The organism is Metapseudomonas boanensis, from assembly GCF_042232855.1.
GTDB lineage: Bacteria > Pseudomonadota > Gammaproteobacteria > Pseudomonadales > Pseudomonadaceae > Metapseudomonas > Metapseudomonas boanensis.
The window spans coordinates 4,541,748-4,557,054 of record NZ_CP113889.1; the positions used below are offsets into that span (position 1 = coordinate 4,541,748).

At 60.3% G+C, this 15,307-nt stretch carries 14 protein-coding genes; 10 read left to right on the forward strand and 4 right to left on the reverse strand.

All coding sequences use genetic code 11. From position 1 onward, the window contains the following. Positions 1–23: 23 nt before the first annotated feature. From OXH74_RS21225 to OXH74_RS21235, 3 genes are all read right to left on the reverse strand, one after another. On the reverse strand, positions 24–983 hold the full coding sequence (locus OXH74_RS21225; RefSeq protein WP_375738720.1) for an HlyD family secretion protein: 960 nt from the start codon (positions 981–983) through the stop codon (positions 24–26). Positions 984–985: 2 nt separating this feature from the next. After that, positions 986–1,354 carry a DUF3302 domain-containing protein gene (locus tag OXH74_RS21230; protein WP_375741659.1) on the reverse strand — a complete coding sequence of 123 codons (369 nt, stop codon included), beginning with the start codon at positions 1,352–1,354 and terminating at the stop codon, positions 986–988. A 252-nt stretch (positions 1,355–1,606) separates the two neighbouring features. Continuing rightward, positions 1,607–2,620, reverse strand: coding sequence for an AraC family transcriptional regulator (locus OXH74_RS21235; RefSeq protein WP_375738721.1), 1,014 nt, complete (start codon positions 2,618–2,620; stop codon positions 1,607–1,609). 189 nt (positions 2,621–2,809) lie between these two features. Here OXH74_RS21235 and OXH74_RS21240 point away from each other — a divergent pair, with 189 nt between their 5' ends. From OXH74_RS21240 to OXH74_RS21275, 8 genes are all read left to right on the forward strand, one after another. Next, positions 2,810–3,994 carry an acetyl-CoA C-acyltransferase family protein gene (locus OXH74_RS21240; RefSeq protein WP_375738722.1) on the forward strand — a complete coding sequence of 395 codons (1,185 nt, stop codon included), beginning with the start codon at positions 2,810–2,812 and terminating at the stop codon, positions 3,992–3,994. A 22-nt stretch (positions 3,995–4,016) separates the two neighbouring features. After that, positions 4,017–4,868, forward strand: coding sequence for a 3-hydroxybutyryl-CoA dehydrogenase (locus OXH74_RS21245; protein ID WP_375738723.1), 852 nt, complete (start codon positions 4,017–4,019; stop codon positions 4,866–4,868). 80 nt (positions 4,869–4,948) lie between these two features. Continuing rightward, positions 4,949–5,644, forward strand: a complete 696-nt coding sequence (locus OXH74_RS21250) for a TetR/AcrR family transcriptional regulator (RefSeq protein ID WP_375738724.1) — start codon at positions 4,949–4,951, stop codon at positions 5,642–5,644. 60 nt (positions 5,645–5,704) lie between these two features. Beyond that, positions 5,705–7,483 (forward strand): acyl-CoA dehydrogenase C-terminal domain-containing protein, encoded by a 1,779-nt coding sequence (locus OXH74_RS21255; RefSeq protein WP_375738725.1) that lies wholly within the window; start codon positions 5,705–5,707, stop codon positions 7,481–7,483. 565 nt (positions 7,484–8,048) lie between these two features. Then, complete coding sequence (locus OXH74_RS21260) at positions 8,049–9,842, forward strand: alpha/beta fold hydrolase (protein ID WP_375738726.1); 1,794 nt, start codon at positions 8,049–8,051, stop codon at positions 9,840–9,842. Between the two features lie 154 nt (positions 9,843–9,996). Beyond that, the gene (locus tag OXH74_RS21265; protein WP_375738727.1) at positions 9,997–10,764 is read left to right on the forward strand and encodes a hypothetical protein; all 768 of its coding nucleotides are present in this window, start codon (positions 9,997–9,999) and stop codon (positions 10,762–10,764) included. Positions 10,765–11,127: 363 nt separating this feature from the next. Next, positions 11,128–11,619 carry a YgjP-like metallopeptidase domain-containing protein gene (locus OXH74_RS21270; protein ID WP_375738728.1) on the forward strand — a complete coding sequence of 164 codons (492 nt, stop codon included), beginning with the start codon at positions 11,128–11,130 and terminating at the stop codon, positions 11,617–11,619. Positions 11,620–12,482: 863 nt separating this feature from the next. Further along, complete coding sequence (locus OXH74_RS21275; protein ID WP_375738729.1) at positions 12,483–12,683, forward strand: hypothetical protein; 201 nt, start codon at positions 12,483–12,485, stop codon at positions 12,681–12,683. A gap of 86 nt (positions 12,684–12,769) precedes the next feature. Here OXH74_RS21275 and OXH74_RS21280 read toward each other — a convergent pair whose 3' ends face one another. After that, positions 12,770–13,732 carry a site-specific integrase gene (locus tag OXH74_RS21280; RefSeq protein ID WP_375738730.1) on the reverse strand — a complete coding sequence of 321 codons (963 nt, stop codon included), beginning with the start codon at positions 13,730–13,732 and terminating at the stop codon, positions 12,770–12,772. A gap of 180 nt (positions 13,733–13,912) precedes the next feature. On the opposite strand from OXH74_RS21280, the gene OXH74_RS21285 reads away from it, so the two are divergent. Continuing rightward, positions 13,913–14,842, forward strand: coding sequence for a DNA-binding protein (locus tag OXH74_RS21285; RefSeq protein ID WP_375738731.1), 930 nt, complete (start codon positions 13,913–13,915; stop codon positions 14,840–14,842). A 261-nt stretch (positions 14,843–15,103) separates the two neighbouring features. Then, the gene (locus OXH74_RS21290) at positions 15,104–15,292 is read left to right on the forward strand and encodes a ribbon-helix-helix protein, CopG family (RefSeq protein ID WP_375738732.1); all 189 of its coding nucleotides are present in this window, start codon (positions 15,104–15,106) and stop codon (positions 15,290–15,292) included. Positions 15,293–15,307 lie beyond the last annotated feature (15 nt).

Consider the following 15,307-nt stretch of genomic DNA (forward strand, 5'->3'; position numbering starts at 1 on the left):
CCGTCCTTGCTCGACTGCGGTACTCAGTGGAACGGGAAGATGTAGTTCATCCAAGACGCCATGCGCAGGAGGACCTTGCGCATTACCGCTACATGGTGGAAATGCTCGCTATAGAGCGCCGCCTGGCCGTACGCGCCGCCCGGCATCAGCCTGCTGTAGGGTTCGAAGGACGGGTCGGTGATTTCGATGATCACAGGTACCCGGCCGGCCGGTGGCGTACCTGTGTAGCTGATCAGGCTGCCGGAAGGCTGCACCTGGCCTTCGCCGATCACTGCGATTACCTGTTTAACCCTGCCGCTGAAGACCTTGCCGGGAATACCGTCGAAGGCCACCTCGGCCTCATCACCGGGTGTCAGGCGCAGTTGGCTGTTCTGCCGCATCCAGGAGGTGAAGTAGTGTCCCTCGGCAGGGATGAACACCATCGACGGCCGCATCGGCAGCTTGGTTGCCATCATTCCGGGACGTAGCGAGACGTGGGTGACGAATCCCTTGCTCGGCGCACGCACCACGGTATGGTCCAGCTCGTACTGGGCGATGTTCAATTGCGCCTGCAGGTCTTCCACACGCGAGGTGACAATGTCCAGGTCGCGGCGGTTACCGACGTTACGCTTGAACAGCTCACTGGCACGGAACTGGTCGGTCTTGGCCGAAGCCAGCTGGGCCTGCAGAGATTTCACCCGATTCTTGAAGGGCGTCGGGTCGATCCGAAACAGTACGTCATCCTTCTCCAGAGGCTGGTTGGTCTTCACCGGTACTTCGATCACCTGGCCGGAAACCACCGGGATCACCGGGACGGAAACGAAATAGCTACGAGCCACCTCCGAGTAGGGGTGGTTGTAGTTCATGGTGAAGATCAATGCACCGATAAGAATCACGCCGCCCAGGGCCGCAGTCGGTATCGACCACTTGTTCAGCGGAATGCGGAATATCTTGAATATGGCGACGCAGATGGCTGTGTAGGTGAGGATGAGCAGAAGGTCCATGGTCAGGCCTCCTCCTGCCTGGTGAGCCTTGACTCTGGTTGCAAGGCTGCCTGCCGGCTTTCGAGGCGGTCCAGTCGGTGGCGCAAATCCGCCACCATATGCTCCAGGTGGGTCACGTGGGCCTGCGGCGACTTGCCGTCGCCGAAGCCCCAGCCCCTGTCCTCCCGGTAGGTCATGGCCCAGATCCACAGGAAGGGCCAGAGCGCGTGCAGGGTAAACAGGCTGACCCAGCCGGTGGCATGGATCGCGTCCTGATGCGGATGGTTGCGGCGGACGGCGATTTCATAGGGGATGTCGTGCAGCACGATGATCCCGTAGAACAGCACCAACCCAACGAAAACCAGCAAACCCAGGGCGAAGTATTCGAGCATGAAGTCGTTCTCTAATAGGTGATCCATAGAAATGGCCAAAGAGAATGGTGGCGGCAGGGCAATTGAGGGAAATCAAAAATTGTCATTGCCGCAGCAAGGCGCTGATTCAGAAGGCCTTTCTGTCCTTGCGTTGCTGATTGGGCTGAATGCATCCGCCGGGCGGCGGGTGGTGGTCGATCCCGTGGCCACCCGGTTAGCCTGGCGGAGTCCGCTGATTGGTAACTGGCCTCGCGCGATTTCTGAGGCTGCGGGTCAGCCGTTCCCTTGCCATTTCGACCGGTAGTGACCGGGGCTCTCTCCGGTCCACTGCTTGAAGGCGCGGTGAAAAGCACTCGCCTCACGGAAGCCGGCTTTCTCGGCTATGGCCACGATGCTCAAGTCCGTGTTGCGCAGGCACTCGAAGGCGGTGGTCTTGCGTACTTCGTCCTTGAGCTCCTGGAAGGAAAAACCCTCGCGCTGGAGTTGGCGGCGGAAGCTGGCGATGCTCACGCCTCGTTCTTCCGCCATCTCGGCCAATGTAGGCCATTGCTCATAACGGCAATGCCGGAGCTGCTTGTAGACCTGGTTACTGAGTCCCTCTCGATTGCTGAAACGTACGATCAACCATTGCGGTGAGGTGCGCAGGAATTCCTTGAGCGAAGCCTGGTCCTGCACCACGGGTAGATCGAGGTAACTGGCATCGAACTCGATTTCCGTCTGCATGGCCTCATAGGTCAGGTTCGGTCCCCAGAACAGGTGATCGTCGCCATGGGCGGGGCGGGGGTGGCGGAATTGCGAGCGGTCGATCGGAATGCGTCGCCCTGCGAGCCAGCACAGCAGGCCAAGCACCACCGTCAGGAAGGTCTCCTCGGCGATGCAGCGCACGTACGGGTCGTCCCGTTTGTTCTGCACCGTGATCACTGCACGATCGCCGCGCACGGAGAGGCTGCCCTGGATATCCCTGAGGAACAGCCGAAGGCCGCTCAGGCACTGGCGCAGTGCCTGTCCAAGGCTGGTTGCCTGGATCAGCCCTCGGCAGATCAGGGCAAAACTGCCGGTCGGCATGCCGTGCGAGTCATGGCCAAGAAATTCGTCATCCAGTTCGCGTGCGACGGCCAGCCACAATTTGGCGAACGCCGTAGCCGCCACCCGGGTAGAACTGTCAGTCAGCTGTTCTTCGGGGATTCCCGCCTCGGCCAATACAGCTTCAATACGCTCTGGTTGCCCGCGCAGCCCATAAAGCGCTGCCTGAACAAAATACAGGGACACCGAATCCTTCTCTTGCATCGCTCTCGCTCATGGCGGGTTCCCCGCCAGGGGTTGCAAAAAACATCAGCCAAACTCGTCATTTTCGGCATAGGCCGCGAACCATCGCGACTCTAGACTGATCCGTGCGCGACCAGTGTGCCGCCCCGGCGTTCACGCCGGACACCAATCAGTCGCACCAGTTGGATCCCAATGTCACCGGAGTCTCCTATGCCCAACCCCGAAGTCTATATCGTCAGCGCTGTCAGAACTGCAATCGGTTCCTTCGGCGGCTCGCTCAAGGATACTCCGCCGTCCCAGTTGGCCACGACTGCGGTCAGTGCTGCCCTGCAGCGTAGCGGTTGTGCCGCCGAGCGCGTTGGGCATGTGGTGATGGGCAACGTCATTCCGACCGAGCCGCAGGATGCCTATATTGCTCGGGTCGCCGCAATGAATGCCGGTATCCCCAAGGAGACGCCGGCGTTCAACGTCAATCGCCTTTGCGGTTCCGGACTGCAGGCGATCATCTCCGCGGCGCAGAGCCTGCTGCTGGGTGAAACCGAAATCGCCATCGGCGGCGGTGTCGAATCCATGAGTCGCGGTCCTTACCTGATTCCCGGTGCTCGCTGGGGTGGTCGCCTCGGGGATATGCAGGCCATCGATTACATGCTTGGCATCCTGCATGACCCGTTCCACCGCATTCATATGGGCATTACCGCCGAAAACATCTCCGAGCGCCTCGGCATCAGTCGCGAGGCGCAGGACGCCCTGGCGCTGGAGAGCCAGAAGCGTGCGGCGCGAGCGATTGCTGACGGGCATTTCCTCGGCCAGATCGTCCCGGTCGAGGTCAAGACGCGAAAAGGTACGCAGCTGTTCGAGGTCGATGAGCATGTACGCGCTGAAACGTCGCTCGAGCAATTGGCCGGTATGAAGACAGCGTTCAAGAAGGACGGCACGGTGACCGCCGGTAACGCTTCTGGTCTCAACGACGGCGCATCGGCGATGGTCATGGCCACTGGGGCGGCGATCAAGTCCGACAACCTGCGTCCGTTGGCCCGTCTGGTGAGCTATGCCCATGCCGGCGTCGAGCCTGAGCTGATGGGCTTGGGGCCGATTCCGGCCACCCGTTTGGCATTGCAGCGCGCAGGCCTGAAGGTTTCCGACCTGGATGTGATCGAGTCGAACGAAGCCTTTGCCGCCCAGGCTTGTGCTGTCGCCCGTGAACTCGACTTCGACCCGGCCAAGGTCAATCCGAATGGCTCGGGTATCTCCCTCGGCCATCCGGTCGGGGCGACTGGCTCAATCATCGTCACCAAGGCGATCCACGAGTTGCACCGAATCCAGGGCCGTTACGCCTTGGCGACCATGTGCATCGGCGGTGGCCAGGGCATTGCCGCTATCTTCGAGCGCGTCTGAATCGAGCAGGGATGGGCTGAGTATGAGCAGCGAACGTATTGGCGTGATTGGCGCGGGCATAATGGGGAGCGGTATTGCGCAGGTATGCGCGGTTGCTGGCCTGCCAGTGACATTGGTCGATATTTCCGGAGCCGCGCTGGAAAAGGCCATCGCGACCATCGGCAACAGCCTCGACCGTCAAGTTCAGAAGGGCGTTCTGAGCGAGGAGGAGGGCGTTGCCGCTCTCGGCCAAATCAGTACCAGTTCCGACTATTGCGACCTGAGAGGGGCCGCCCTTGTGATAGAGGCAGCGACCGAGAGTCTGGAGTTGAAGCTGCGCATCCTGAAGCAGGTCGATGAGCAGGTCGGCGCGGACACGATCATCGCCAGCAACACCTCGTCGCTGTCCATCAGCCAACTGGCAGCCCAGGTCAGTCATCCGGAACGCTTCATCGGGCTGCATTTCTTCAATCCCGTGCCGGTGATGACCTTGGTCGAGGTGATCCGCGGTTTGCAAACTGCAGACGCCTCCTATGCCCGGACCATGGAATTCGCCACGCGGATCGGCAAGACGGCGATAACGGCCGGAAACAGGCCAGGGTTCGTGGTCAACCGCATCCTGGTGCCGATGATCAACGAGGCCATTTTCACTCTGCAGGAAGGTTTGGCCAGTGCCGAGGATATCGATACCGGGATGAAGCTTGGCTGCGGCCAACCGATGGGCCCATTGGCCCTGGCTGACCTGATTGGCCTGGATACCCTCCTGGCGATACTCGAATCCTTCCAGGAGGGGTTCGGAGATCCCAAGTACCGCCCTGCACCCTTGCTGAAGGAGCTGGTGGCTGCGGGCCGTCTTGGTCGCAAGAGCGGTCAGGGATTCCATCGCTATAACTGAGCCGCAGCCGGGCATGGATAGGCCAGCACCGCTCCAAGTCGCGCATGTCGGCCATTGTTCTGCTCGAGGTACCAGTTGATATGAATACCAAACGCCTGATCGCCAGCCCTTCGACCGAGGAGCAATATTCAGCTTCCGGCGAAGAGCCTGTCTCGCGCCTCGAGCAGATCCGCACCAAAGCGCTCGAACTGTTTGCCGAGCGTGGTTTCGCTCAGGTGGGTATGCGCGAGCTGGCCCTTCATCTGGGTATCGCTGCGGGCTCGTTCTACCACCATTTCGAGAGCAAGGAGAAGCTGCTGTTCGAAGTGATCGAGGAGCTCTATGAGGATCTGCTCGACGCCGCTGTGCTGACAGAGAAGGGCAACGCCTACGGCCGCCTCCAGGCATTGCTGCGGGCACATATCGCCCTTCACGAGCGTCGTCGCCTGCATTTTCTGATGGCCGAGCAGGAGTTCCGTTGTCTCTCGCCGCAACACCAGGAGCAGATCCGGCAGCTGCGCAAGCGCTATGAGGAGAAACTCGTCCGGCGCCTCCTGGAAGCGGGCGCAACAGGTTCCATGCCGCTGCTCCAGGCAACGATGCAGGGTGTCGTTTCCTGGCTGAACAATCTGCCAACCTGGCTGGATCGATCCGACCTGAACCCGACACAGAGGCAAGAGGTGATCAATGGGATCGTCCTGGGCTCCTTGTCCGGCGTTCTCAAGCAGCCGCCAGCTGCCGCAGATGGCAAAACGGTAGTTCCGTTGCGAGTCCTGGGTGCAAGCCTGCAAGGCTGACATCCCGATTAATAGATCAGGGCATGGTGAATGCCCTCACATTGTCTGAGTAAACCAATCATGTCTGACTACAAAGCCCCCCTGCGCGACATGCGCTTCGTCCTCAATGAAGTCTTCGAAGTCTCCAAGCTGTGGAGCCAATTGCCGGCGCTGGCCGAAGTGGTTGACGTCGATACCGCTGCGGCGATCCTCGAAGAGGCCGGGAAAGTGACCGCCGGAGTAGTCGCACCGCTCAACCGCAGCGGCGACGAAGAAGGCTGCCAATGGCAGGATGGCGTGGTCACGACGCCGGCCGGCTTCCCCACGGCCTACCAGACCTACGCCGAAGGCGGCTGGGTTGGGGTGGGCGGTGACCCGATCTACGGCGGCATGGGCATGCCCAAGGTCATCTCCGCCCAGGTGGAGGAGATGGTCAACGCGGCCAACCTGTCGTTCGGCCTGTACCCGATGCTGACCGCCGGCGCCTGCCTGTCGCTCAACGCCCACGCCAGCGACGAGCTGAAGGCAAAGTACCTGCCGAACATGTACGCCGGCGTCTGGTCGGGTTCCATGTGCCTGACCGAGCCGCATGCCGGTACCGACCTCGGCATCATCCGCACCAAGGCCGAGCCGCAGGCCGATGGCAGCTACACGATCACCGGCACCAAGATCTTCATCACCGGCGGCGAGCACGACCTGACCGAGAACATCATCCATCTGGTGCTGGCCAAGCTGCCCGACGCACCGGCCGGTCCGAAAGGTATCTCGCTGTTCCTGGTGCCCAAGGTCATGGTCAACGAAGATGGCAGCCTTGGCGCACGCAATGCAGTGAGCTGCGGCTCGATCGAGCACAAGATGGGCATCAAGGGTTCCGCCACCTGCGTAATGAACTTCGATGGCGCCACCGGCTACATCGTCGATGCGCCGAACAAGGGCCTGGCGGCGATGTTCACCATGATGAACTACGAGCGCCTGGGCGTGGGTATCCAGGGCCTGGCCTCCGGCGAGCGCTCCTACCAGAGCGCCGTGGAGTACGCCCGCGAGCGTATCCAGAGCCGCGCGCCGACCGGCCCGGTGGCCAAGGACAAGGCGGCCGACCCGATCATCGTGCACCCCGACGTGCGCCGCATGCTGCTGACCATGAAGGCAGCCAACGAAGGCGGCCGTGCCTTCTCCAGCTACGTCGCCATGCAGCTGGACACCGCCAAGTTCAGCGAAGACCCCCTCGTGCGCAAGCGCGCGGAAGAGCTGGTCGCCCTGCTGACGCCGGTGGCCAAGGCCTTCCTCACCGACCTCGGTCTGGAAACCACCGTGCATGGCCAGCAGGTCTTTGGCGGCCACGGTTTCATCCGCGAGTGGGGCCAGGAGCAACTGGTGCGTGACGTGCGCATCACGCAGATCTACGAAGGCACCAACGGCATCCAGGCGCTGGACCTGGTGGGGCGCAAGGTGGTCGGCAGCGGCGGGGCGTTCTACAAACACTTCGCCGACGAGATCAAGGCGTTCGCCGAGAGTGCGCCCGCCGAACTGGCCGAGTTCGTGCAGCCGCTGAAGGCCGCCATCGCCAACCTCGACGAGCTGACCGCCTGGGTCCTGGACCGCGCGCAGTCCAACCCCAATGAGATCGGTGCCGCCTCGGTCGAGTACCTGCACGTGTTCGGCTACACCGCCTACGCCTACATGTGGGCGCTGATGGCGCGGGCCGCCTTGGGCAAGGAAGGCCAGGACGAGTTCTACGCCAGCAAGCTCGGCACCGCGCGCTTCTACTTCGCGCGCCTGCTGCCGCGCATCCACTCGCTGACCGCCTCGGTGAAGGCCGGTAGCGAATCGTTGTACCTGCTGGACGCTGCGCAGTTCTAAGCAGCTTCCGGTCTGGCTCGCCCAGCGTCGTTTGAGGCTCGGGCGAGCCACGCTTTGCCATCTTTACTCGAAGCCTCTGGCTGTGCCGGCTCCTGCCATATTGGCAAGCGCATCCCGTGTCATGAAATGGAAATTGGCTGTCGCCCGATGAGAAGTGTCGGGCCTGCATCCAGCCTACAGTCCATGCCAACCATCGCAGTTAGAAACCATCGCCCGGATGATGGAAGAGTCAGCCCCTGCTGATCAGGTCGGGGGTCGGATGCTGTGCCCGCCACGCGCAGGCGACGAATACGTGGCTCGACGTCATGTGATGCAGTGATCGCTGACCGCGCCAGGAAGATACAGCGTCCGGATCAGGGACGGGCAGCCACGACCTGTCCGTCCCTGGTTGACTTTGACGACGGACCAGAACAACCGGCCGATGCAAGACAAACCGATGGAGACATGGCCTTTCACCACAGCGCGAAGGGTGAGGGCGTCGATACTTCGTCGGCATCCCGAGCTATCGCAGGTGCATCGCCGTTGCGCTGACCTTCAGCCTGTTCCCTGAACCACGAGAGTCGCAATGAGTAAAACCCCTCGAGCGAGCCAGACAACAACCACCACGAAGCGTCGTCCAGCAGCAGGCAGGGGACCGCGCAAAAGCGAAGACCCTGAGCGCGCGTGCAATTCCCAGGAACATGAGCTGGTTGGCGCTGCGATGAATCACACGCTGGCAGGCAACCCGCTGGTCAGTGTGCGCGCAGTAGATCTGGCAGGGTCTGCCGGTTACTTGTTGAAGGCCCTGGGCAAGACGCCAATCAAAGCTGGATATCACCTCGGTGGCTACCTCAAGGAGTTGCGCGGCATAGTCGGCGGAACTTCCAGCATTGCCCCGGACCCCAGAGACAAGCGTTTCGCCGACCCGGCCTGGCAATCCAATTTCGTATTACGCGCCCTACTGCAAAGCTACCTGGCCGGCCAAAGCGAACTCACTCGCTTTATCGGCTCCTCCAACCTTACGCCCCTGGAAAAGAGCCGTGCCCAGTTCGTCACATCGCTTCTGGCCGATGCGATGGCACCGAGCAACTCGCTTCTGACCAATCCAACTGCACTGCGCAAACTGGTAGACACCGGCGGCATGAACCTGGTCAGGGGCATTCGACAATTCACCCACGATGCGCTGAACAACCGGGGGATGCCCGCGCAGGTCGACAGCACGCCGTTCAAGGTGGGGGAGAACATTGCCACGGCCAAGGGTGAAGTGGTGTTCCGTAACGACATGTTCGAGCTGTTGCAGTTCGCACCGACCACCGAAAACGTCTACGCAAGGCCATTGGTGATGTCGCCGCCGCAGATCAACAAGTACTACGCCATCGACCTCTCGCCGGAGAAAAGCCTGATCAAGTGGGCGCAGGATAGCGGCGTGCAAATGTTTGTTATCAGCTGGCGTAATCCGACGAGCGAGCACCGTGACTGGGGTCTGTCCGAGTACGCGCTGTGCCTCGACCAGGCCGTGGATGTGGCGTGCAAGATCACCGGCAGCCCGGATGTAAACATGTGGGGGTCCTGCTCGGGCGGGATTACCCTGGCGGCCTACCTGGGCTGGCTGGCGGCGCGCGGCGAAGGCCACAAGGTTGCCAACACCAGCTGGGCCGTGTGCGTGCTCGACATGCCGTCGGCACTCGACGACTCTACGCTGGGACTCTTTACCACCCCAGCTGCGTTGCGCACAGCCAAGGCCAGCTCGAGGCGCAAGGGCGTACTAAGTGGTCAGGACATGGCGCGGATGTTCGCCTGGATGCGGCCCAATGATCTGATCTGGAACTATTGGGTCAATAATTACCTGCTTGGCAACAAGCCGCCAGCCTTCGACATCCTGGCCTGGAACAACGACACCACGCGACTGCCGGCACAACTGCATGCGGACTACCTCGATCTGGTCCAGCTGAACCCCTATAGCAACCCGGGCGCCATGCAAATAGCCGGCGAGTCTATCGACATGACCAAAGTCAGGGTCGGCGCTTATGTGATCGGGGGAACCACTGACCACATCACGCCCTGGCAAGGCTGCTATGGCACGGCACGTCTGTTTGGTGAGGACACTACCTTCGTGCTGTCCAACGCTGGTCATCTGCAGAGTCTGGTCAACCCGCCTGGCAATCCCAAGTCGTATTTCTACGCAGCACCTGCGACCGCCGATGATCCGGAGGCCTGGCTACAGAACGCCGGGGAACGCCAGGGGGGCAGTTGGTGGCCGCATTGGCGCGAGTGGATTCAGCAACGCTCGGGCGCTAATCTGCCAGCGCCGAAAAAGCTCGGCTCGCGCAAGTATCCGCCGCTGTGCGCTGCTCCCGGCACGTATGTGCTTGAGCGCTGAGGGTAAAATCGTTCGCTGAGCAGGCATTGGTAGGCTCGAGGGTACAGGGGCGCAGCAGCACGCTCCTTGGCCCTCACTAATTCGACGCAGGAGGGCAGGGCTAAACACGTTCATCTCAGGAATCGACATAACAACAAGAATCGAGGATAGGGAAATGCGACCGATAGTGATGTTGTGCCTGCTGTACCTGCTTTCACCCATGACCTGGGGCGATGGACGAAGCGATCAGCAGTTGAGCGAGCTGTCCAGTCGCAGCCAACTGCTGTGCGCCAGTGCCATGCTCTATTTCAACCCGGAGGAGCGTGCGCCTGACCCTCGCAGCCTGACAGTGGTCTTCCATCATCTCAGCACCCTGGAGACCTATGTTCTGCAACTCGGCCAGCCGGAATCGCTGGTACAACCCCTTCACGCCATGAAGCGCATTTTCGCGCAATTGGACAGCTTGCCAAGCAGCCAGCGAGAGCGCTATCCGGAATTGCTTCGGCAGATGTTGGTGCAGCAGCGGCAGCTGCAGCAGGCTGCCGTGGACATCCTTTCTGGCGTTAGGCAGAGCAGTTCAGAGGCCGCCCAGGGGCAGCCGTTCAACGCGCAAAGCCAAGCCTTGGCGAGCCTGTTGATGGACTACCAATTGCGCTTCTATCCAATGCCCGGCAAGCATGAATTGACAATGAAGCGGGAGCAAGTGCTAGACCTTGACCGGGCAATCGAGCAGCGCTTCGAGATGCTGCTGGTCAGGCACTTCGAACAGGCGGAGCTGTTGGCCAAGATCAGGGGCAACTACCAGTTCGTGCGCGCCCAGTTGTTGCAGGATAAAGGGCGCGCTCAAGGTGGCGTTGAGTTCTACCTGAGCCGTGCAGTGGCCGACCTCGATGAACTGGCAGTCATGACGCGGCCGACAGATTCAGGGCAGCCTCCGCTCTAGTCGCCATGTTTAACGTGCCTTGGTACCACTGCGCCCTGCTTGCGTCCTGGAGGAACCGCTACATGCTCCGCCCCTGGTTACACAGGTTTCTGCACGCTATCCAAGCCCTGCGCACCTTACACAAAGACTTTCACATGAGCATCACCAACACGGATCCCAGCACCTAGCTTGCTTTCTATATGTTTGAAGATCCCGATGTTGGGATCGGGCGTTGAGCGGAGTGCGGGCATCCCAACAGGCTGGGAAATAACCCTGTAGCTGGTAAGGCGAACGGGGATAGCCGCAGACGCTAGAGAGCAATAAGACAGACTTCACTTGGGCGTTTATCCGTCGAAAGGCGGGTGGCAGCTCCGTTGGCGATAGATGACGAAGCCGTACGCCTGGCCGTATGTAGTGGGCAAGCCGCGCTGGACCAAGCGCCAACGGGCGCAATTGCAGACGCAGCCCACGCAATCCCAACGGCGCATGGTCAGTGACGCGAGCCATTATTTCCTAGGGCAGCGGTATAGGCTCAGGGTAATAGAGGAGGGTGGTTCACACCGGCTGCCCCTCAGGGGCAAGGCTTCAATGCTCTTGACCGTGCGCTCAGATACGACGCCAGAGAAAAAGCAGGAAATTCACCATACCTTATGCCGTGCAGAGCTGAAAAAGCTTGTTTCCGAACTGTTGGACAAGTGGCAGCCAATCCTGGGTGGTTACGGTCAGCGCCTAGGGTATCAAGCGCATGAAGACCAAATGACGCATCTGCTGGAGCGCCATCACAACGAGCGATTTACAGGATTGCTTGACCAACCCTTGCCGCAATGGCGACCGCTGCGTGAGGAGCTGAATGGATTGGTGCTGGCGGAGTTCTAGACTGATCGCTGCATCGATGTGCTCGTGCGCATAGTCAATTTTGAGTAATCGCATCATAGCGTCGGTTGCACGAAGCGGATCTGCTTGAGACGAAAAGCAGCCCGAAGAGCTAAATGATGCGTTGGCGGCGAAGCATAGGAGACTGATTCAAAAGGGCTTTCAGGATTCTCATCCTTGAGGGAATTCTCCACTTAGCTGACGTACGACAAACAGAAATGAAGCCGGTATGCTCCACCAAATATCGTATTTACCATAATATACATTATGCGAAGCCTTGGATAAGAACGACCGCCCAGCTACAGGCTCCAGTAAACAGGAGCAACGCCGTGGCGATCCGGTGAAACCAACAATCAACACACGTCCAGGAACGGCAAGTTATCGCCATGGCCTCGTTGGATATTCCGAATCAGCCACTACCGTCAGTTTCTCACGCGGCTGGCGGTCAGGGTTCGCGGGGTGCGGCTGGTGCCTTCTACCATAGTGGCGCGGACCGGTCGAGGTTTGGCCTGGCAGGCTGGTGAGCATCACCCGATCCTGCATCCAGCCATCGCTGGCCTGCGGATCGGGTGTGTCAGGTGCGTTGTAACGACCATCAGAACGCCACTGGCCGTTCTAGGTTGGAATCCTTTCTTCACGTAGCGCACCGATGCGCCAGAAGCCCGACAGAGGCGGATCGACCCTTGTGCGGCCGGCAGCATGTCCTCAGGCCATGGGTTGACCTCTGGGGCGATGAAGCTTGCTCGTGGGCACTCGTCTCCACGACATCAACGTAGGTCGAAATGGACTCCCGAATCTTCAGCTTTGCCGGAAGATTGGCCCCAGTCGGACACCCGCTATAAATCTTGATTGTGAAGCGCTAATAAATGCCTGCCGCATTAAGCTTTTCGTGCACGTACGAGAATTTGACCAAGGCACTTACCCACGACGCCAAGTCGGAAGCGTTCTGCGCGACGAGCACGGCCTGCATGCTGCATGGTCTTGGCCTGAGCATCGACCTAGTGACCTTGCTCCTTCAGCAGCTCAAGGTCCTTGAGCGAAAACTTGTTGATCTTTTGATCTTTTGACCGCTTGCCCAGCGCCGCCAGATTTCGTCTGGTACGAGAACCACACCGTTAGGGATGCGATCCCGCTGACAAGGCCCTCATCTCGACTAAGTCGATCGGAGCAAGGTGGATGTCATAGTCGGCGACTCACCGAGCTGCTGCCCCGGAAAGTGCACTACTGCTTCGACATAGCGCAGTGCCGACTTGGCATCGCGCCAACCGACATAGCCCATCAGCGCCTTCTGGTCCCAGCCACTGCGCGTGGCCCAGGTGGCGAAGCCGCGACGCAGGGAATGGCTGCTGTACAACTCGGCCGGCAGCCCCGCCCCTTGTAACACCGCGCGTAGCAGCGGGATGACGCTGTGGGGGTGCAGTGCCTGTTCGCTCAGGTGCCCCCAGCGATCGAGGCTGCGGAACAACGGCCCGCGCGCGATGCCCGCCAGGCTGATCCAGTCGCAGTACGCCTGCACCGGGCAAAGCCGGGCCAGCGCGGGTGCCTGGTAGGTCTGCCCCAGGTTGTCACGATCGCCTTTGGTCCAAGGCAGGAACAGCTGCATACCCTCCCCCGGCCGCACCTGGATGTGCTCGACCTGCAGTCGGCACAGTTCGTCACTGCGGAAAGCACGCCAGAAACCGATCAGTAGCAGGGCGCGGTCGCGCCAGCAGCGCAGCAACCGCGGCAAGTCGCCATCCGCCCGTGCCTTCTCCCCCGCCTGCTCCAACCAGGTGACGCACTGTTCCAGCTCGCGCAGTTGCAGCGGTTCGGCCTGCTTTTCCGGCTTCGGGTGCAGGGTGCGAATGCCCTTCAGCACCTGGCGTACCAGCGGCGTCTTGGTCGGGTCGGGGAAACCCTGGCTGACATGCCACTGCGCTAAGGCGGCCAGGCGCAGTTTCAGGGTGCTGCTGGCCAGCGTACCGGCGTAATCCACCAGGTAGCGCACGATGGCGTCACTGGTGGCCGGCAGAAAGCCGCCCCAGCTTACCTCGAAGTGCTCGATTGCCTGCTGGTAGCTGCGCCGTGTGTTGGCGCGGGTGCCCGCCTGCAGGTAGCGCTCGATCTTATGATTCACTCCCCCCTCCCCGCCCCGGCGTACTGCCTATTGACCCAAAAAAGGTCGAAAAACTGTATCACCTTGGATAATTCGTGATTATCAAAGGTTAACTCATGGTTGATTTAGCGTGAAAGAGTCGAGAACAATATACTGTAATTGCATAGTATGTATCACAGTACGTAATTGTAGGAGGCCGATATGGCGCGTGGTGGTATCAACAAGGCCGTAGTGCAAAAAGCCCGCACCGCTCTCCTCGCCCGCGGTGAGCACCCGAGCATTGACGCGGTGCGCATCGAACTCGGCAACACTGGGTCGAAAACCACCATTCACCGCTATCTGAAGGAATTGGACGCCGCCGAGCAGGGCCAAGGCGGGGCGGTCTTCATACTCAGCGAGCAGCTCAGCCATCTGGTGGGGCAGCTCGCCGATCAGCTCCAGGACGAAGCCCAGGCTGCGGTGGCTGGAGAACGCGAGCAATTGGCCCGTGAACGTCAGGGGTATCTGGCACAGGTTCGCGAGGCTGAGAGCCGTATTAAGCAACTCGAAGGTCACACCACTAGCCTTGCCGAGCAACTACAGGCGCTGCAAGCCGCCCAGCAGGAGGCGCAGCAGCTGCGCCAACAGGCCGAGGTCGAGAACGCCCGGCTGCTGCAGGCCAACCGCGACCTGGAAGCGCGCGTTCAGGATCGCGACGTACAGATCCGTTCGTTGGAAGATAAGCATCAACACGCCCGCGAGGCCGTGGAGCACTATCGCCAGGCGAGCAAGGAACAGCGCGAGCAGGAGCAACGCCGGCATGAAACCCAGACGCAACAGCTGCAACTGGAGCTGCGTCAGCTGCGGCAGACGTTGATCGTCAAGCAAGACGAGCTGACTCAGCTGAACCGTGACAATGCGCGCCTGCACACCGAGGCCCGACAGAACCAGAAGGAGCAGCACAGCCAACAGCGTCTTCTGGAGCAGAAATCCCAGGAACTGGTAGCTCTGCAGAGCCAGCTCAGCACAGAGAAAACCGCAAATATGCTCCTCGAGCAACGCTATCAGGACTTGCAGAAGAAGCTAAAGAGCGCCAACAGATCCAAGGTCAGGCAGCGGGCCGCAGCAACGCCAGTCCATCCAAATGAATAGTGAATTTAATTGTGGCAGCGCGCACCTGCCACTCGAACTCGGACTATCTATTTCTTAGGCATCGCTCACGCGCTCGCCTCGATTTGCCCTTGCTCGGCCCCACGCGTTCATGTGCCTTTTCCCGCACGTTGCTGCTTCTGGTCGGGTATGGATCAGGCCAACACTAGAAACTGATCGCCAAAGCCCGCCACTTCGGTGACAGTACTAGGTCCATCAATTACAATTTGATTAACATCCATCAAATTGAATAAGCAGATATCTATGGAAAGCAAGACTGCGCGACTTACCGTACTCATCGACCCCCACAAGAAGAAAGCGTTCGAGCAGCTGTGCGCAGCACAAGACCTGACGCCTTCGCAGGTGGTGCGACAACTGATCCGCGAGTACCTGGACAATCATGGCGTCACTTACGTAACCAAGAGCAAGCTGGCTAACAACACCAAAGCTTGACGCCACAAGGGAGTT

Coding starts and splice junctions, on each gene's coding strand:
- OXH74_RS21225 (WP_375738720.1), bottom strand. CDS start 983: ATGGACCTTCTGCTCATCCTCACCTACACAGCCATCTGCGTCGCCATA.
- OXH74_RS21235 (WP_375738721.1), bottom strand. CDS start 2,620: ATGCAAGAGAAGGATTCGGTGTCCCTGTATTTTGTTCAGGCAGCGCTT.
- OXH74_RS21260 (WP_375738726.1), top strand. CDS start 8,049: ATGAGTAAAACCCCTCGAGCGAGCCAGACAACAACCACCACGAAGCGT.
- OXH74_RS21255 (WP_375738725.1), top strand. CDS start 5,705: ATGTCTGACTACAAAGCCCCCCTGCGCGACATGCGCTTCGTCCTCAAT.
- OXH74_RS21250 (WP_375738724.1), top strand. CDS start 4,949: ATGAATACCAAACGCCTGATCGCCAGCCCTTCGACCGAGGAGCAATAT.
- OXH74_RS21275 (WP_375738729.1), top strand. CDS start 12,483: ATGCCTGCCGCATTAAGCTTTTCGTGCACGTACGAGAATTTGACCAAG.
- OXH74_RS21270 (WP_375738728.1), top strand. CDS start 11,128: ATGACGAAGCCGTACGCCTGGCCGTATGTAGTGGGCAAGCCGCGCTGG.
- OXH74_RS21285 (WP_375738731.1), top strand. CDS start 13,913: ATGGCGCGTGGTGGTATCAACAAGGCCGTAGTGCAAAAAGCCCGCACC.
- OXH74_RS21240 (WP_375738722.1), top strand. CDS start 2,810: ATGCCCAACCCCGAAGTCTATATCGTCAGCGCTGTCAGAACTGCAATC.
- OXH74_RS21230 (WP_375741659.1), bottom strand. CDS start 1,354: ATGCTCGAATACTTCGCCCTGGGTTTGCTGGTTTTCGTTGGGTTGGTG.
- OXH74_RS21290 (WP_375738732.1), top strand. CDS start 15,104: ATGGAAAGCAAGACTGCGCGACTTACCGTACTCATCGACCCCCACAAG.
- OXH74_RS21245 (WP_375738723.1), top strand. CDS start 4,017: ATGAGCAGCGAACGTATTGGCGTGATTGGCGCGGGCATAATGGGGAGC.
- OXH74_RS21265 (WP_375738727.1), top strand. CDS start 9,997: ATGCGACCGATAGTGATGTTGTGCCTGCTGTACCTGCTTTCACCCATG.